General features: G+C 53.1%; 11 protein-coding genes. 7 read left to right on the top strand and 4 right to left on the bottom strand.

What is annotated here, in order from left to right; genetic code table 11:
- The first annotated feature begins 191 nt into the window (after nucleotides 1–191).
- The 6 genes from CTR55_RS19345 to CTR55_RS19320 all read left to right on the top strand — a co-directional run bounded on the left by CTR55_RS19345 (nucleotide 192) and on the right by CTR55_RS19320 (nucleotide 11,764).
- Complete coding sequence (locus CTR55_RS19345) at nucleotides 192–830, top strand: DCL family protein (protein ID WP_296288498.1); 639 nt, start codon at nucleotides 192–194, stop codon at nucleotides 828–830.
- A 277-nt stretch (nucleotides 831–1,107) separates the two neighbouring features.
- On the top strand, nucleotides 1,108–4,989 hold the full coding sequence (locus CTR55_RS19340) for a hypothetical protein (RefSeq protein WP_296288497.1): 3,882 nt from the start codon (nucleotides 1,108–1,110) through the stop codon (nucleotides 4,987–4,989).
- 157 nt (nucleotides 4,990–5,146) lie between these two features.
- A complete protein-coding gene (locus tag CTR55_RS19335; protein WP_296288495.1) occupies nucleotides 5,147–6,493 on the top strand; it encodes an RES family NAD+ phosphorylase in 1,347 nt (448 codons plus the stop codon).
- Nucleotides 6,494–6,812: 319 nt separating this feature from the next.
- Nucleotides 6,813–8,879 carry an AAA family ATPase gene (locus CTR55_RS19330; RefSeq protein WP_296288494.1) on the top strand — a complete coding sequence of 689 codons (2,067 nt, stop codon included), beginning with the start codon at nucleotides 6,813–6,815 and terminating at the stop codon, nucleotides 8,877–8,879.
- Nucleotides 8,876–10,879: a UvrD-helicase domain-containing protein gene (locus CTR55_RS19325; RefSeq protein ID WP_296288492.1), complete on the top strand. Its 2,004-nt coding sequence runs from the start codon at nucleotides 8,876–8,878 to the stop codon at nucleotides 10,877–10,879. Before CTR55_RS19330 ends, CTR55_RS19325 begins: the two co-directional genes overlap by 4 nt.
- Nucleotides 10,880–10,954: 75 nt before the next feature.
- Nucleotides 10,955–11,764, top strand: a complete 810-nt coding sequence (locus CTR55_RS19320) for a hypothetical protein (protein WP_296288491.1) — start codon at nucleotides 10,955–10,957, stop codon at nucleotides 11,762–11,764.
- Between the two features lie 110 nt (nucleotides 11,765–11,874).
- Here CTR55_RS19320 and CTR55_RS19315 read toward each other — a convergent pair whose 3' ends face one another.
- On the bottom strand, nucleotides 11,875–12,300 hold the full coding sequence (locus CTR55_RS19315; RefSeq protein ID WP_296288490.1) for a hypothetical protein: 426 nt from the start codon (nucleotides 12,298–12,300) through the stop codon (nucleotides 11,875–11,877).
- A gap of 87 nt (nucleotides 12,301–12,387) precedes the next feature.
- On the opposite strand from CTR55_RS19315, the gene CTR55_RS19310 reads away from it, so the two are divergent.
- The gene (locus CTR55_RS19310) at nucleotides 12,388–12,696 is read left to right on the top strand and encodes a helix-turn-helix transcriptional regulator (RefSeq protein WP_296288489.1); all 309 of its coding nucleotides are present in this window, start codon (nucleotides 12,388–12,390) and stop codon (nucleotides 12,694–12,696) included.
- A gap of 738 nt (nucleotides 12,697–13,434) precedes the next feature.
- Here CTR55_RS19310 and CTR55_RS19305 read toward each other — a convergent pair.
- The 3 genes from CTR55_RS19305 to CTR55_RS19295 form a co-directional block, all read right to left on the bottom strand.
- Entirely contained in the window at nucleotides 13,435–15,255 is a 1,821-nt protein-coding gene (locus tag CTR55_RS19305; RefSeq protein WP_296288488.1) for a hypothetical protein, read from the bottom strand.
- A 274-nt stretch (nucleotides 15,256–15,529) separates the two neighbouring features.
- Nucleotides 15,530–17,050, bottom strand: coding sequence for a tyrosine-type recombinase/integrase (locus CTR55_RS19300; protein WP_296288486.1), 1,521 nt, complete (start codon nucleotides 17,048–17,050; stop codon nucleotides 15,530–15,532).
- 10 nt (nucleotides 17,051–17,060) lie between these two features.
- The gene (locus CTR55_RS19295) at nucleotides 17,061–18,314 is read right to left on the bottom strand and encodes a site-specific integrase (protein WP_296288484.1); all 1,254 of its coding nucleotides are present in this window, start codon (nucleotides 18,312–18,314) and stop codon (nucleotides 17,061–17,063) included.
- Nucleotides 18,315–18,439 lie beyond the last annotated feature (125 nt).

Genomic DNA, 18,439 nt, shown 5'->3' with positions numbered 1-18,439 from the left:
TTTAACTTATGGGCGATGTATTCCGTTCATGAACGTCCTCGCCATAAGCACCACTGACCATGCGGCTCCGCGATAGCTTCCGATGTTCATAGCTCCACGTTCATGAGAAGCTCATGCAAAGAAGCCGCCCTCTGCACGCAACGATTCCGTTGGCTGAGCTGAAAGGACGCGGGGGATGAGGAGATGCAGGTTTGTACTGGTTAGGGCCATTTCAGTACTCATCCAAACAAGAGCTGCTTGATAGGCTCAAGGTCTTCGTGGCCACCGCACCGGTTGGCAGGGTTTCGCACAACATTGCCATCCAAAAGCTTCATCTACTCATTGCGCTACATCCAGACGCAGAGCGGAAGATTGGGTCAGGCATTGACCATTTCAAAGTCAAGCGGAATGTGTTAGGCGCAGGCCAGGGACTTTGGCTCGTTCGCAGCGACGGCACAGAAGAGTCGTTCTCCTACAAGCTCTGTATCAGCGGTGTACGCCAATCATCCTACGGGAAAGTCTGCGAGGCGCTTAGGTTCTCGGTTCGTTCACAGTTAATAGCGTTTCGAGAGACGCTGACGCTACCCGCTAAATGTGCGATCAGCGGCGAGGACATCGTGCATCGTAGTGATCTACATATAGATCACAAGACTCCGTTCTGGCGGCTGCTGCAGGCCTTCTCGGAGATTCATGGAATTGACCTATCCATGCTTGATACGGTCGGAAGCGGGGAGGCATTGGCCTTGGTTAATCGGGAGATTAGCGAGGCCTTTCAAGCATTCCACATGACCCATGCTGAACTCCAACCATCCAGCAAAACCGCGAATGCCCTGAAAGGGGGAAGGCTTTAGTTTCCTGGTGACCGCGAAGATGGCTTTTGCTGAGTAAGGCCAGTACAAACGCTTTCTCACCTAGCTTTGGTTTTTCAGCGTCTTGCCGTGTAGGAACACCTTTTGCGCGGAGGTAGGCCACGCCTCTCCGTGGGCTATAGCGCGTTCGTCGCATTCTGGGATGGCGCTGCGCTATCATTACTGCCTGCTGTACAGATACGTAGCGTTGGCTGTGGATTAAGCAATGATCATTGGGGCGGTTCTCCCGAGCAGCCTTTCAGTGGCACAGGAGAAAGGGATGTTTCGCCGTCTAACTCAATTTTATTTTTCGAAATGCGATCACGTCAGTTCTCTCCTAAATCATGCTATGGGTCAGTACAGACGTTACAGAAAAGCTAGCGCCAAAGCAGTGGCCGCTGCGCGTGAATATCTAGCTACAGCCAGCAATACAAATGTCTTTGAGCCATTGACTCCTGTCCTTTTGGATGTGGATCGCTCACAGCGCTACGAGAGCGAACTACTGAATGCACTGAGCAACGACCAAATTCGCAATATTGCGATTACTGGCGAGTACGGTGCCGGAAAGAGCAGTGTCATTCGCACATTTGTCGATCGTCATCCTGAACTCACCTATGCATTTGTATCGCTGGCCGCCTTCGGAAAGGACCTGAATAAGGATAGAGTGGGGAGCCTGACTGATTTTCCTGTCGCTCCCGCTGAATCCAGTCCAATCGCTACAGACCCAAAAGGTGCAGAGAAAAAAACCGATTCGGATATCTTGACCCGCATTGAGGAAACCATCGTTCAGCAACTGCTGTACGCGGTACCGTCAGAAGAATTACCGAAGAGTCGATTGAAGCGAATAATCCAAGCACCGTCGTCCATCATATGGGGGCGTACAGTTTTCTACGTTCTGATGATCGCAAGCGTACTGCGACTTTATGTCCCAACAATCGAGAAGCTACCGAAAGTCGACCCGGCGTGGTTGGTCGAATGGCTTCTATGGATCCCTGGGTTGGCGGCTGTTCTGGTATTGGGGTTTGGTGGCATCTACATATTGTTCTCGGTATTGAAGCTACTGTCCCTGTTTAGTATTGACGGCTTCACGATAAAGGGCGGAAAACTGGAAACAACGCACCACAGTTCCGTGTTACACAAAAATGTTGATGAAATCATCTACTGCTTTGAGCGTAGCACAATCGACATCGTGGTGATCGAGGATCTCGACAGGTTTGGTATTCATGACGTTTTCACGCGCCTGCGGGAAATAAATTTCATCATAAAACAATCTCCGCAAATTAAACGGCCGGTTTACTTCATCTATGCGCTTCGGGATGAGCTTTTTGCTGTGGGGGAGAAAACGAAATTTTTCGACCTGATAATTCCAGTAATCCCGGTAATCAACTCCGAGAACTCTCGCGAGAAAATGCTAAAGATGCTTCGTGAGCGACAGTTCAATGGCGCAGCGCTGGATGCTGAGCTTAATGAAACGCTGGTCGAAACCGTTTGTTACTTCATTGATGATATGCGGCTGATCAAAAATATTGTCAACGAATTTGACATATTCTCCAGCATTCTTAGTGGCGGCTCCGGCTTAAAGCTTGATCCAAACAAACTTTTTGCGATTATCGCGATTCGCAATCTGCATCCTGCGGAATACGCTGACTTGGTTAAAAGGCGCGGATCCATTTACGAGACTATTCATGGTTTCAATGAGTGGCGATTCCAGCAGTCCAAACAGGCTGAAGATGCCTGTCAGGCGCTACGAGAGATGCGGGGGGCGCGTGCGCAAGAAATCGCTGAAAGTGTGTCTGAGCTTCGCGCTTATGTTTGGCTTGAGCTTGTAAAGAAGTCTGGGCTTGCTGGTGCAACCCATGTCCATGTAAGGAATGGCGGCCAATTTACTTTAATTGATTTCATTAGTGATGATATTTTTATTTCGATATTTTCTCAAAGTACTCATTTAACAATGTTCATCAACGACAGGTACGGAAATGCTCAGCAGTCGTCAGCACCTATTGACTCAATGGAATTGCTGGAGTCAACGTCGTATCAAAAAAGGTATGGCCTGCTCCAGCGAACGCTAGTTGATATTGATAATGAAATGGCCGAACAGAGAGCCAAAGCAGAACAACTTACTCACCAAACCTTCCGTGCTGCTGCCAAAAAAAACTACGGAGATACTATTGCTCAAAAGCTGATCGGCTTGGACGTTGTCATTTACCTGATGCGCCATGGTTATTTCGATACTGATTACACAGACTACTTTGGTTATTTTTACGAAGGTTCCCTCACTTCTGAAGACAAAAACCTGATTTTGGAACTGAGACGTGGTGTCTCCGTGGACGTCGCAACTGTGATCAGCGCCCCGAATAAGGCCGTGGAAAAGCTTGATACAGATGATCTGAGTGATGGGAGGGGCATTATCGTCGCACTGATTGAGTACCTTTCTAGCTGTCCATACAATAATCCGGGCGTGAGTCATGAGCGCAGTAAGCTCGCGACTATTCTCAGGGCTGGGCTTGATGGACATCTGAACAGAATGGCACAAGCGGCCGAGATTTTGGTATCAACTGCGGCATCGTCGAGGTTTATTCAAGCTGTTTTTTCTTTAGAGCCCGGGTTGTTCCGAGCCTTGTTGACTGCTGAGCGATTCGAATCACCGGTATTGAGGCAGGTGCTGATTAGTGCACTATTCGATGGGCTAGAAGTTACCCAGATCAGAGAGCTTGATTCTATGCCGGGCAAGGAGATCTATGATGTCATTGCGAGTCTGGAAGATATCTCACGCTTGATGGCTGGACTCGAATCGGGAGGTAACGGTTGGCCTTGGTTGAGAGAGGTGCCGATGCGTTTCTCAGAGTTAAATGACAACATCACCCACGACGACATCAAGAAGCTGATCAAGTGGGGATGCGTTGAGATAAACCTAAAAATGTTGGCGCTGATTTGCCAAAAAAGCGAATTGACTCATCGAAACAAGGCTGAGAATGGCCTAAGCATCATCTCATTTCGGCGGCTGAAGGCACTGGAGATTGACGACCTGGATAACCTATTGCTTGAATCTCCAGAAGAGTTCACAAACACGCTTTTAGGCCAAGCCGGAACGCTGGATGAGTCCGCGGCCTCCTTTAATGAATTGGTAAATGCTGTTTTAAAAGAGTCAGATGACTCAGACACCGTGGCTCAGCTATTTGATCGAACGACATGCACCTTCGACCGACTTGAAGACACAACCCCATCGTTGTGGGCGAAAATTCTGCTGTCTGATCGGGTGACGATGAAGGCCGCTGCGGTTTGGGCATTCTTCCAGGGTATACTCGCACCTGCTTTGGAGGATAAAGGTTGCGAAGCCTCGGATATGGAGGCATTCGCAAGCTTTGTCCAGCGCCATGCACAGGAACTCCGGGGTGATCTCTGGGGTTCTTACACCTCAATGCATCCTGAGCTACAAAAATACCTACTCGGTGCGGCAGGGGTATCGAACGAAGCGATTGAATTAATCTTCGAGAATCTAGTCTTGAACGATCCAGATATCCTCCAGGGAGCGCAGTCAACGGAGCGCTGGGAGATGCTTGCGAGTGCGCCGTTTCTGTCATATAGCCATGAGATTCGAGATTTCATCAAGTCGTCCCATGCTCATCTGGAAGCTCCCTATCTCGTGGCACACTGGATACAAGCACGCGACCAAGTTGATCTATCCCAATTATCGATCGATATGGCGTTGCCACTCAGTCAAAGCGGCGCGCTTGAATTGAATGAAAAAATCCAAATGTGGGTAGCATTGCCGACTGAAGCCCTCCAGGCCAATAGTGTGGCTATCAAAGAGATCGCTAAAACCTGCAGCCTCGCAAATCGACACTCGACAAGTTTTCCTCAGGAATTTATCCCCGCACTTAAGAGTTTCGCATGTGACGAGAGGCTGACTTCAGCTGAGCGCTCTGAAATGCTGATCCAATGCTTACCATCGTGCAGTTGGGATGAATCAGCCTCCATGCTTGGTATGCTAGGTGATGAAGGCTTCACTAAGCTTTCACCGCATGTCAAAAAAATTGAGGTGCCATACACCGATCTCAACATAAGGCTGGTCAACGCACTTCGAACGAAGGGTTTCGTCCAGACTGTAACAGAGAAGGGAGATGTCATCAGCGCGACCACTAAACCTAAAGGCATGATTTAAATCCGGTTCCGTTAGACCATCATGGTTGGGATGGCGACGTTGAAATTGATGTAGCTAGTAACTTGCATAGGCACGATGCCGCTCGGCAGCTGAGGACAGAGAGTGGCCTTTGCCTAGCAGCAGATATTTATCGTCTGAAACAGCCAAGGAGCACGTGATGAGTCAACTGGTGTGTACCGATTGCCTCACCGAGGGTTATCTGCGGGATAAGGCCGCAGACAATGATGCTGGGGAATGCGATTACTGTGCCCGAGAGCTTCCAGTCATGGATATGGAAGAATTGGTTGAGCTTTGCGACGCGGCAATCGAAGCCTCGTTCCAACCTATCCAGCAGCCGGACTCAGTAATTCATCACGGCTACCCTCCAGTCGGCGAAAGTCTGTACGACGTGCTGGAGCGGATACTGGGTGCCAATCAGACACTTCTTTCGGATATCCATGAGCGGTTGCTCGATTCGTGGAGCTACCACGGTGCTGAGGACGACCCCTATTTTGTCGAAGAGACTGAAGCCTCGTCCGAATTAACGATGGGCTGGCGCAAAATGGAACACAGCCTGCAGTTTGAGTCGCGACTGGCAAATCCCATGGTCGGGAATATCCTGGCGATGGTTTTCGACGGCATTGAAGATTTGCGTTCGAAGGACAATCGATCAGCAATCGTCGAGGTGGGTCAGGGAAAGCAGATCACATCATTCCAGCGGGGGCGGGTGTTTCAGGACGACAAGACAATGGAGGAAGCCCTGAAGCACCCCGAAAAGCATCTGGGCCCGGTACCCAGAGGTAAGGGGGCCCCTGGTCGAATGAATGCCAAAGGGATCTCGGTTTTCTACGGTGCAACAGATGACCACACGGCAATTGCCGAAGTGCGTCCTCCCGTTGGCAGTATGGTTGTCACCGCACGTTTCGACGTCATTCGGCCTTTGCGGCTTCTCAACTTGCACGATCTGGCTTCAATGCGTCCGCACCGTGAGCTGAGCTATTTCGATCCAGTTCGCAAGAGCCTTTCTGAGCGCTGCGCTTTTCTCAAAGCCTTACAACGGCAGCTAACTATGCCGGTTATGCCTGATTGGGCAGAAAGCGGATACCTGATCACCCAAGCGATTGCCGACTACCTCGCAACTCATGATCAGCTGAATCTCGATGGGATCTTATTCCCTTCTGTGCAAGTGGCCCAGGATGCTTCGCCGGGCCAAAACGTGATTCTTTTCCATAAAGCCAGTGGGGTGGAGCGAGTCAAAGCTGCGGATGAGGCAGAGCATGTGAGCCTCTATGAGCCTGATGAGGATAGATGGATCTACTACCCCGAAATTTGGGAAGCTGAACCTAAATCCGATGATGAACACTCCCAGTATTTGCTTTTGGTGCCGCCCCCCGAACCAAGCCTGCGGCTAGCGCGAGATTGCATCGTGATTCACAAAATCCAAGGTGTGCGCTTTAGTACTGAGGCCGATCCCGTTCGTTATGTTCCTTGGTCGAAGGACAGGAAATACCATGGATTTAGATAGGGTGGCTGCCCGGTAATAGCAAAGCGGCGCCACATTGAGATACCGCACTCTCAGTGCATATCCACGGAGAGCCGCCTGAGGCATTCATGTTGGCGGGGCGTGCGGTACCCAAATTTTTTCGGCCGCACTACGTCGACACCTACGCGCGCAATTCGCCTGCTGTTGGAAGCAGTGCTCAGGCTACCTGACGGAGACTTGAAGCAACGCGTCGATGAATCGCGTAGCTCACACAGGTTTTTCATGGCATATAGCTAGCACATCCAGGGAGGGAAAGTGTCGGCCAGGCTGGCAACCCTCTGAATCAGGTGAGGGTAGCGCTTTGTTCCTTTCAGCTTTGAAAATCGAAAATTTCCGCCAGTTTGGCAATGGTGGCCATGCGTTGAACATCCAGTTCAACAAAGGCGTCACTGCTCTCGTTGGTGAAAATGATGCCGGTAAAACCGCCGTCATTGATGCGATCCGTTACGTTTTACAAACCCGGGATGCTGAATATATTCGCCTGCAGATTGAGGACTTCCACATTGCCAAAGATGGCACTCAAGCGGAAACCATCACCCTCAGATGCACCCTGGAAGGACTGAGCCTTGCGGAACTCGGTGCTTTCGCTGAGTACGTGACCTACAAAGACGGCGTGGGTCGGCTGTACGTTCACTGGTCTGCTCGCCGCGTCGTCGCATCCGCCTCAACCCGCAAATGGGTCGACATCTCGGTTCGTTCGGGTGAGAACGGAGATGGCCCGTCTTTGGACGTAGGTGTACGGCAACTACTGGCCACCGCATACCTGAAACCTCTGCGCGACGCGGAGAGGGAAATGTCCCCGGGCAGGAACTCCAGGCTTTCCCAAGTCCTGAGTAGTTTCCCTAATATTGATGCCGGCAGCTCCTTCGACCCTGCCTTACTCCCGGCTGACCTCGCTAGTGCTGAGGCTCTGAGTATTGCCGGTATGGGCGACTTTCTTCGCCACCTGGTGAACAGTCACAGCGCCATTGTCTCCGCTCAGAAAGAGATCAACGACACTTACCTGCGACCGCTATCACTCGCCGGCCAGCCCCTCACGAGCCGGATCGGTTTTGGCGAGGCTGGAACGGATCCCGCAAAGCTCAAACAGATATTGGAACGCCTAGAGTTGGGGCTACTGGATCACGCCACAGGTGAAGCCCGAGGCGCTTACGGGCTAGGCTCCAATAATGTGTTGTTCATGGCCTGCGAACTGTTGCTGCTCGGTAAAGAACCTGATGGGCTACCGCTGCTCCTCATCGAGGAGCCCGAAGCGCACCTGCACCCACAGCGCCAGCTCCAACTGATGGAGTTTCTTGAGGCCGCGGCCCAGCCATCCGCAGACTTAAGGCCCGTTCAAATCATCCTGACCACGCACAGCCCTAACCTGAGCTCGAAAATCCCCCTGCAGAACCTGGTATTGATGCAGAGGCAGCAGGCCTTCTCGCTAGCGGAAAACAAGACCTGCTTGGCAACTGATGATTATCGCTTCCTCAGTCGTTTCCTCGACGTGACCAAGGCGGGCCTTTTTTACGCAAAGGGTTTGCTTGTCGTAGAAGGCGATGCGGAAGCCATTCTGCTGCCTTCGCTTGCTCGGCGGTTAGGCCTGGACCTCACCAAACACGGCGTATCGATCATCAATGTGGGTGGTGTGGGGCTGCGGCGCTACTCAAAAATCCTGCAGCGCAAAGATAGGTCGGAGGGCGAGATCACCGTGCCTACGGCATGCATCACAGACATGGACGTGATGCCGGACTGCGCGCCCGAGATTCTGAGCCTGAAAGGAGTAAAAGGGGCCGTCTGGCCAGACAAAGCCGACCGGCGGTGGCGCGCCGTGAAAGACTTTGGCGCCACCTCGCCGGACATCGAAAGAGGCCTCAAAGAGCATCGCGACAAACGAGCCGAGAGTGATGGGCAATGTGTGCGCACGTTCGTTGCCGATCACTGGACGCTCGAATACGACGTGGCGTTCAAAGGGCTCTCAAAGGAAGTCCATCATGCCGCTTACCTGGCCATCAATGAAGACAAGATCGACGAAGGCAAGGAAACCAAGGCCAGCGTATTGAAGAAGGCGCAGACGGCCTTCGAAAAGATTCAGACCACCCATGCTACCGAAGAAGCCCGGTGCTCCGCGATCTACAAGCTTTTCAAAAGGGCATCCAAAGCGATCGCAGCCCAGCACCTGATCGACTTGATAGACCAGCGTTTCGATGACCGCTCCCTTGATGCCACTACGCTGCGGGGACTGCTGCCCGCCTACATTGTCCATGCGATTGAATATGCGACGCGGGGTGCAGCAATGACCAACACCAGCCCGGCTCACCCCACTATGGTACCCGCCGCACCGAATCCAGGATCTGCTGATTCGGTGGAAGAGGTCGCCAAATGACGCTCAGCCAACTGGTTGCCCCCATCACTGACGCCGATGTGGACTGGGTCATTGGGCTGATGGGGCTGGAAGAGTTGGACGAGCCCCGTCGTAATTTCTTGAAGTCCATGGATACCGTAGATGTGGCGGCATGCCCTGGTAGCGGAAAAACGACCCTAGTCGTCGCAAAGCTTGCCATCCTGGCCCGCCAGTGGAAGAGCCGCATGCAGGGGATCTGCGTGCTATCGCACACCAATGCAGCGCGAGAAGAAATCGAGAAGCGCCTCGGCGGCACCGAGGTGGGGCAACGGCTGCTGCGTTTCCCTCACTATATCGACACCATCCATGGCTTCACCGGCCGATTCTTGGCCTCGCCTTGGTTACGCTCGAAAGGGATTGCACTACAGGCCATTGACGATGAGGCAACCCATAAAGCACGCCGAAGGGAACTGACGTACCGCGAACATTTTGGTGCACAGGCCGCCTTCGAGAAAAAATTCAAAAGCCTTCACAGCTTGCGGATCCAGTCTGCCGAATTCGACCAGCCGCTCGGTAATGAAGACATTGGGTTTGCACCACATACGGCGACTTACAAGAGTGTGGTGAAATCACTTAGTGGCGCAGCCAAGGCCGGTTACTTCTGCTTCGACGAGGTGTTCGTTCTGGGCCACGCTTTACTCGATCAGGAGGAGGGCGTCGGCGCCGCACTACGTCTGCGCTTCCCATGTGTCCTGATCGATGAGATGCAGGACACTCAACCTGAACAGGCGGATGTGCTTCAGCGCGTTTTTCCCCACGATGATCCAGACGTCCGTGTCATTCGCGTCGGCGATCCCAATCAAGAAATCTTCGAGAAGAACAGGCCATTGCTGGATCCCTTCCCTGACCCAGAGCGTCAGTTGGAGATCGCCAGTAGCTTCCGCTTTGATCAGTCCATTGCATCGATCGCCAACCCTTTTGCGTATGCCCCTATTACAAATGGATTGATAGGACTTCGGGCTCCGCGTGATGCAGGCAGCGTCCCTAACACAATCATCGTCTTCCCCGACGAGGATGCGACCGGGGTGCTGGATGAATTTGGAAAGCTGGTGCTGAAACATCTGCCGACGGAATCCCGCAAGGCAGGTGTGTTCGCCGTCGGCGCCGTGCACCGGCTTGAGAACTACAAAGCGAACCAGTATCCGAAGGCTCTGGAGCATTACTGGCCATCCTACCGATCTGACACGACTAAGACGTCGTTCAATCCTCGCACGTACGCGGAAGGCGCCCACATTGCGCGTCGGTACGCGATGCGCGAATCCACAGCCTCTTCAGCCGTCGAGTTGTTGGCTTCATGCCTCGCCAACCTGGGCTCATTGGCGTTTCCTGGCAGCCAGGTGAAGCTGAGAGGCCGCTATCACGCCTCAGTGGAAGAGAAACTCAAAACCAAGCCAGACGCCTTCGCTCGGTACCGCGAGTGCCTCCAGCAGATTCTGTTCGTGCCGTCGGAGGTCACTGAGCAGGATTGGGTCAAGGTCATCTCTCCGAAGCTCTTGTTGCTAGCGGCCGCTCTTCATGATTCCGAGGCCGTGACAGCGGATCGCCAAAGCCACCAGTACCTTGCTTGGGAACCTGCTCCAACAGCCACTGAAGCCGGAGAAAGCGGAGGCTCCCTAATCAACACCTACCGATTCCAGGACGGTGCCGACGGCGTCGATATTCGGATGTCATCCATTCACTCGGAAAAAGGTAAAACCCACGCTGCGACGCTGATCCTTGAGACCTTTAGGAAAACCCACTTCATTCAGAAGCTCATGCCGTGGCTTGAAGGCCAAAAAGCCGCTGCCAAGAGACCACAGGACAGCGCCAAGAAAGACATGATGCTGATGTACGTTGGGATGACCCGGCCGACCCACATGCTGTGCTTGGCCATACGGCAGAGCTCCCTGGGGGAGGGGGCGGCAGGCGAGAAGCGGAGGATGGCACTCAAGGCTGCGGGGTGGTCGATTTTGGAACTGGCGGCTCAGGGATCCATGCAATAAACACTCCACGCGTTGGCGTACGTGCGACCTCAATACCTTCCGACATGAATCATCAAGAGCAAGGACGCAGCAGCAATGAAACCCGAGATGTCTGAGTTTTCCTACGGCTTCGCCTTCACCAACGAACTGATTACATTGCCCGGCTCTCACGTCGTAGCCGCCCCGGAATTCCCTTCGCTGCAGAAAGAGGGCAAGCCTGGTGGCGGTTACGACGTCAAGATTCCGTTCGGATCACCGCTCTTCCTCCAATTCAAGCTGAGCCATTACCTGGAGCGTACAAACTGCAAGGAATACACTTTGATGGGAGGCGCCTACTACCGTTGGCATCTTCATGCCTTACGGCACTCCGCCCAGCATGATTTGTTGCTGGAGCTTGAAAGTAAAGGCAACGAAGTCTATTACGTCGCCCCAGGTTTCCACCAAACAGCAGAACTGAACGCGCATTACCTGTCGAAGCAGATCGTCAATCGCTCGTTCGGTTTCCGCCCAGGTGATATCGGCGTCTTGCCCGATGAAGATGAGCACTACGTCGTGTTCAACAGCCTTCCCATGGCATACCGATGCTCAGACGAACCATCGCTAGTCAAAACTCAGCTGATGGCGGATCTCCTAGGAGTAGCTCAGGACCAACGTGCTACTCGGGATCTCAATGAAGCTGGGATTCGTCAAATTGGCCAGACAATCGTGGACGTGCTTCGTAAGAGCAGAACGCGTCGCTCACTCGTTGGCCACAAGTCGGTCAATCCGGATGAGGTAGCGCGGGCAATCGATGATCAGCCTACGTTGAGGACGCTTGCATTTATATCTCGCACAGTTCTGGACTCTGAGCTGCTCATCTTAAGGAACGAGCCAACGGTCAAGCGCATCAGCCGTAGGCGGGGGTGAGTGGGTTTTGGGGGCAGATTCGGTGGTGGCCCGCAAACGGTGCGTGCCGCAGTGGTGTTGCATCAGGAATCGGCCAAGGTGTTGCTGTTACACACCTCATCCCTCTGGTCTCAGCATTGATAGATGACGCGTCTGTCAATCCATTGACCGCTCATTTGCACGGCGTCATCGCCGTCGACGTATCGACGCCCACACTCAACGAGGAATTGGTAGCAATGCGAGTCGGCGCTTTGGAGCAGCACAAGCTCAGACAGCCCCTCCATGCGCCAACTATCGGTGTTGTTTAGGTAGCTTGGGGTGACAAGTTGCACGCTCTCGATCTTCATCGTCTCGCTTTGTAGGGCAAGCAACGCCTCTAATACGGGCACTTCTTGCACTATCAGCATGGTGCAGAGCGTCTGACCAGGGTGTCCTTCGAGCACCGAAACGTAGAACCAAGGGCTGTGGAGGCTATGCTCTACAATGCTCCATAGTCGGGCGTCCCCGCCATACAGCTCATCCAATGGGATTTCCGCCTGCTTGTGTGTTCTGAACATCTGGTCTGTTCCGCTAAAATGAACACTATAGATTGTAGTCCTAAAGTGTTCTGAAGGGCTTCATCGTTCCCTTTGCGAGGCGCGCAAATGGAACCGAAGCAGGCCTTTGGCCAAGCTCTCAAGGCGTTGAGGACGAGCAAGCATCTGACGCAGGAAGACTTCTCCCAAGTCAGCAGTCGTACCTACCTCAGCACTCTCGAACGGGGACTCAAAAGCCCAACGCTCGAGAAAGTAGGAAGCTTGGCGGCGGTGTTGGATGTGCATCCAATGACGCTTTTGGCGTACACGTACCTGCAGCTCGAGCGCAAGGTGGACCTAGAGGACCTGATAGCGAGGATTCGAAAGGATCTCGCTGATGCAGCCCTTGCATCAGGCCCTGAGGAACGGCATCACTGAGCACATTGCAGCGTTCTGAACCACCTCAGAGCGCATGCCCACAGGGGGTTCGCTATGGGTAAGTCGCTATTTGAAGAGATAGGCCTCGATAAAGTGGCAGAGATCATGGCCAAGGCAACCGCCGAATCAGCTAAGCGAACTGACGAGCTAGGCCTGCCACACGCCATCGAGGTGGACGGGGGGTGGATGTGGCAGTATCCCGATGGTCGACTTGTGCCATTCGACATCGAGCATGAAGCACATGGAGAGGATCCCGCTACGCCTTCCAAGTGCACTAAAAGCTAGCTATCTCTAGACAGCAGCTTCCGCCCCAAAGCCGACTGCGCAGTAAATTGCTAACGCTTGCGTAGTGGAGCAAAAATCTCCTCTACATCCAGCCCTCTTATTAGGCAGTTTTGCGAAATCACCGTCAGGGCCTCGTAAAGTCGATCTCGCTGCTTGATCAAGTCAGCATTCTCTGCCTGCAAATGGGCAATTCTCTCTTCGAAGCTTCTACGACCGCGCTCGCTATCAGGGTCTTTTCCGCTCTCCCTCAGTTGTACGAGGCGGGCGGACTCTATTCGCCTGCCACGCTCACCTACCAAGGTCGCTCTACTCGTCAGCCCCAGACGCCGTTGCACCTCCGTGCGTGAAATGGGGGCACGCTCCAAGCCAAGGCTGATCATTTGGACGAGGAGGGCATCAATCGCCTCATCTAAGGCGGCGCCTCTCAAGGACTGTCGTTGCACTATGCTGTCTCTACTCATCTGAAACTGAGCTGTGGCGCCTGTTGGCATCAGAAATCGTCATCGGCCGCCCCGCAGGAAATACCTGCTGAACACCAGCACTATGCCGTGAAAGGGCAGTCTGCAGATTGTTGAGTTTGTGCTCCTGATCCGCCAGCCACACGTCACTGCCGGCCTCGCCATCGCCACCTTCGCGCATGATAAGGATGGCAGAAGCTAGCCGCTCAGCTTGCTCCTGCAAGTTCTTCCTTTCGGATGGTGTGCCTATCAGATGCAGGTGCGAACAATCGTTCCAACATTGCAGATGTTTAGGGCAGGGCGCCTGGGAGAAATCATGGACGCAGCCGCCAAAGGGCGTGACATGTAGAGCTGTAGCATGCACCGTGAGAAAGGCCTCAGCCGTGGTCGTACCTTTGTCTTGTAGCAGCGCGTGGTAGCTATCGGTCAACGAGCCCTGGATTTGGCCCTTTCTAATGCCCGCGTGTAGAAAATCGATGCGTTCTTGGTAGCTGTTGAACGCCAGAAACTCTTGGTGGGCAGCGGTGGCTTCTTCGATACTGGTGTGCTGATAAAACTTGTTCTGATCGAGGCGCTTCCGACCCAGGGCCAACGCTTGTTGGACATCACTCATGCCGGTTAAGTGATAGATGGTGTTGCGCCAATGTCGGGGTTGGTGACTCGTTAGGCGAATCGGCGCCCCATCGGCTTCAACCAATGAGCGACGAGAAAAAATGGAGGGATATCTGGGGTCAGCGCCTAGCGCTCGGTTGATTTCCTCCAGGCTTACCCGCCGCGGGATCGCACGGAACACATTCGCGTCGCGCCCTCCGAAACGGAACTGACCATCAAAAGCGATGGCAAGTACCTCACTAGTCTTAAGTACGACTTTCGCTATGCCTTGAGTATTTTCCGTAAGTGCTGCATGGCCACCAAGCTTGGGGGCAATCAGGCGCTCAATTTCACCCGCCAAATACCTCCTGCCGACGGTTTTATTTTTCCGCCCCACCGATTCGTCGTACGGATGAATGCCATTTCTAGACAAATATAGGTAGAGGTTTCTTCCGTATCCTTGCTCGTTGCTAAATCCCAGCCACTTCATGACCTCTCGCTCAGATATCACTTCTTCGGGGGAATACTGCCAGATCCGTCCTGGATGCTGCTCTTGCCATACCGCAATTTCTCGTTGCTCAGTGGTTAAATTCTTCAATCGTTCAACAGCACGCCTAGCTAGCGGAACGTCACTTTCAGCGAGCCAATGAACTCGTGACTGAAACTGCTTTTCCGCAAAGTACCGAATCCCGCATTCAACAAGCGCCTTTCCATGAGTGTCTAATACCACTTCACCTTGTTCATCTCTAATTGGTCGCTCGACCCAGCAGTCATAGGGGATAATTGCAACCTCGTTACCCCGCTGTCCCGTCGCAATCAATAAATCTATCACTCGGAGCAAAATTTCCTCGTCCGAACTTAAGGGCTGATTTGTGCAATGCGCGTAAGCTTCCATGGCTTCGCGAGACGGTAACTTCTCATCAGACTCGCGTCGCTTTACCGCACGATCAGGGTCATGCAAGGAAATGTAATCATGACGGGATTTCTCGGGGCGAACGTCATGCTCAAAGTGAATGGCAATCTCAGTTATTTGCAGCTTATCAATCGTGTCAGCGATCACCTTAAGGTGCGAAATCGCATCGTATAAGTTCTTGTAACTACTCACGCGAAGAAAACCGACAACGCGATCAAAATCACCACGTGTCAATCGGGTCGGGTCTATTTCGCCGCGCTCGAACAGCGGGTTGTACAGTCGTCTGGTCGCGATGTTGTAGGCCGCCGCCATCGAAAACTTCAATCCCCGGGTACGTTGTAGGTGCACAACAATGGCCTTGCAGAAGTCCTGAAAAGCCGGGGGCAGGGGGGCTTTGGGTGGAACGGCATACCCAGACTTCTCGAGCGACTGCCGATGTGTTTCAAAAGTGATCGCTTGTGCTTTCCCGCGTTGGGGAAGCCAACTTCCTACTAACCACTGTGTTGACTCCCACGGCGTATTAATAGGCAACAACTGGAAAGCCGCCCGTTCCTGCCTTAAGAACACGTCAAGGTTCTGCTGCGCTCTAGACAGAGTCAAATTCAGACTCCCCTATATGCCCTTGGCAGCGTTCAATGGTGGCCGTTACAGCAAGGATAGTGGCCTGGTGCTGCGCCAGGGTGCGATTGTGTTGGGGTTCACCAGCTTGCTCGGCCACATCAATAAAGCGTTGCGCCTCCCGTTGCAGCGCTTCTTTCACCTGCTCGTGGCGGCCGTCCGCGAAAGGATGAAATTTTTTGCAGGTGTAACAGGCATAGACAGGGTTGTAGGGGCAATGCGTGTGAGTGGGAAGGGCACAGGCACCTATGTCGCCGATATATTGCATATCGACAACCCCACGAACTTCCCTTTCGGCCTCAGTATCGCGGCGCCGCACGATTTCACCCGTCAAGAGACTGCGCATGATGCGTTGGTAGGAGGGGCTTTTACCGAGCGCCTTCTCTTTGATGCGGGCAATATTAGGAGTCGCCGTGACATAGGCGCGCGCCGCGACAGTGCTGTTGTGGCCGAGCAACTCGGCGATCAACTCTGCCGGTGTTCCCTGATCTGCCAGACCTTGACCTAAGTGATGACGAAGTAACATAGAGACTTGATTCGGTCGTTCTATGCCAGCTTCGCGCAATTCGTTCTTGAGGTTAGTGCCGATACCAATTACCGATAGGCGCTTACCAGCAGGGCTGACAAACAACGCTTCGCAGGTGCTGCCAAAGCGGCGATTAAGCTCGGAGATATGGCTTTCAATCTTCTCCCCTAGGGGGCTGGTAATCTTGCGGGGGCGTCGCTCTGGACGACGCTGGCCGATCTTCTTGGCCATCGGTAGCCAGAGGGTGTAGTACGTATCAGGACCTGAAGTTCTAACCATTTCAAAGTCAGAAATATCTAATGCATGGAATTGAATTAAGCGCGGCGCCAACTCGAACCCTAAGTGAAGTAATATGTTGGACTGAAGATTTATCCATCCATCTCTTCCAGCCTCTCGCTCAATTCGCTTAAGCAGCCCAACTTCCTCATTAAGATCTAATCCAGTTTGCGAAAGGAAGATGCGAGAGTATTGATCTACGTGATCAGACTTAATTTCTTTAATTGCGAGATAAGTCCCTTGATTAAATCCTGCCAGCCCACGACTTAACGCCCAGCGATAGAATACTCGAAATCCAATCAGGGCATGTCGAGAGTCAGAAAGACGTGTAGCTGCAAGCACAACATCATTATGCTCCCAAGGAAAATCCTTCAAGATTCCACTCTTTGACATTCTTTTTATTAATCTAGAGAACATTTCTACAGTTCGCGGCGCATATTTCTCAAGAGAGTGAGCGATGAATCCTTTAAATATTTCCAGCAGACTTGAGTTGAGGTTAATCTCTTCCCAATTCACTTCTATAGGCAAACCTCCGTCGTACCATTTCCAAATAGTAGATTGGGTATTCACATATCGTGGCTGATCGTTGGTACGAGCTCGAATGGCTACCCGGGGAGGCCCTTGAAATACGTAAGCACTTGAAGGAGAGGGCGGGGACACTTGGTCCTGGTTGGCGGGCGTAGTCACTTGCACCTCCTTAGCCGTCAAGCCGTTTCCATGCTGCTGAAGTCCGTTGAGCGTTGTGTAGGTTGGCCGACTCCGCGAGATAACGGCTCGCATAACGACGTGGCATCACCGAGGCGTCTGACCAACCGCAAACCCGCCGGAGCTCATCCATCGCTCGATCCAGTTCGTAATCGCGCGTCTCAATTAGGTAGGCCAAGAACCGGTCAGCGAAGGTGTGACGAAAGTCGTGAGCCGAAAGTGTAGGCAGTAGCCCCGGGTGAGCCAGTTCAATGGTCAGAAACAGTCGATCAAGCACGTTGGCTAAGGCGCGGATTGATAGCGGGCGGCCACGGTCAGAAATGAACAGGTAGCGGGACGGCATCTTCATCGGCTTACCGTTACGGATAGGGCGCCGGCCGCACTGGATATACCGCTCGTAGACCTCATACAACTGAGAAGAGATACCTACTGTACGACTGTGTGTTTTCAGCGCCGGCTCTTCGGCACGTGGGTCATCTGGATCATGCTCGCGGTCATTGATGCTGACATAGGCGTGCTGGGAGCCGTGGTTGATATCTGTGGTGTAGAGCTTCAGGAGTTCTCCACGACGCATACCCGTTTCGAGCAACAGTTCGATCATCAGCCAATTGCGCAGCTGAACGCGCTCTGGAAAAGGATTCTCCGCACCGCCGGGGCGGATCAGCGCATGAATGATCCCGAGCTGCGAATCCGTCAGACTGCGGTAGCGAGTCTGCTGAGGAAGGACCTGAACGATGTGGCTGTCGAAGCGACGCTCGATAGCTTCCGCGACGTCAACGAAGGCAGCATTGATTAAGTGGTGAGCTCCAGTACTGACTGGAGTACGTGGTAGGTAGCGGGTTGCAGCCCATGCCAAGTAGCGCTTCAGCAAGCCCAGGTACTGGTCGCGGGTTCGCAGATCGATCTTGGGGAAGAGTGACGAATCCGCAGCACCAATTTTGGCGGAGATATTGTCGGCTCGCCGACCGCTCAGAAGCCAAACGACGTAGCCGTCCAGCAAAGCAAGGATCGACTCAAAGCGGCACTCCAGAATCGCCTCATCAACATCAAGGCTGCGGCTCTCCGCATAGATATAGAACGCTTGGATAGCTCGCAGGTGGGCTGCTGCGGTGTTATAGGCACGGTACTTGAGCTTGAACTGGACATAGAGAAACGGAACGAGCACCGGCAACGGCGCAGCAGCGCCATCCTGCACCAGCAGTGGCATTCGACTGCCTGCAGATAGGCGACACTGAATCAGCTTCATAGCAGGTCCCAATGAACAACTGAACATAGCCCGTTTGCAAGCATGGACGTGGAATGGGGGGCTGTCGAATCAAGAGCTTGCAAAGCTCATGAACATTATGAACATGGCTTACCGTTTAACATAAT

It is taken from the genome of Pseudomonas sp., assembly GCF_002796985.1.
Taxonomy (GTDB): domain Bacteria; phylum Pseudomonadota; class Gammaproteobacteria; order Pseudomonadales; family Pseudomonadaceae; genus Pseudomonas.
Note: the sequence above shows the minus strand (reverse complement) of the source record. Positions and strands in the feature narration are given on the sequence as shown.

Coding starts and splice junctions, on each gene's coding strand:
- CTR55_RS19340 (WP_296288497.1), top strand. CDS start 1,108: ATGTTTCGCCGTCTAACTCAATTTTATTTTTCGAAATGCGATCACGTC.
- CTR55_RS19335 (WP_296288495.1), top strand. CDS start 5,147: ATGAGTCAACTGGTGTGTACCGATTGCCTCACCGAGGGTTATCTGCGG.
- CTR55_RS19325 (WP_296288492.1), top strand. CDS start 8,876: ATGACGCTCAGCCAACTGGTTGCCCCCATCACTGACGCCGATGTGGAC.
- CTR55_RS19320 (WP_296288491.1), top strand. CDS start 10,955: ATGAAACCCGAGATGTCTGAGTTTTCCTACGGCTTCGCCTTCACCAAC.
- CTR55_RS19315 (WP_296288490.1), bottom strand. CDS start 12,300: ATGTTCAGAACACACAAGCAGGCGGAAATCCCATTGGATGAGCTGTAT.
- CTR55_RS19310 (WP_296288489.1), top strand. CDS start 12,388: ATGGAACCGAAGCAGGCCTTTGGCCAAGCTCTCAAGGCGTTGAGGACG.
- CTR55_RS19305 (WP_296288488.1), bottom strand. CDS start 15,255: ATGGCGGCGGCCTACAACATCGCGACCAGACGACTGTACAACCCGCTG.
- CTR55_RS19295 (WP_296288484.1), bottom strand. CDS start 18,314: ATGAAGCTGATTCAGTGTCGCCTATCTGCAGGCAGTCGAATGCCACTG.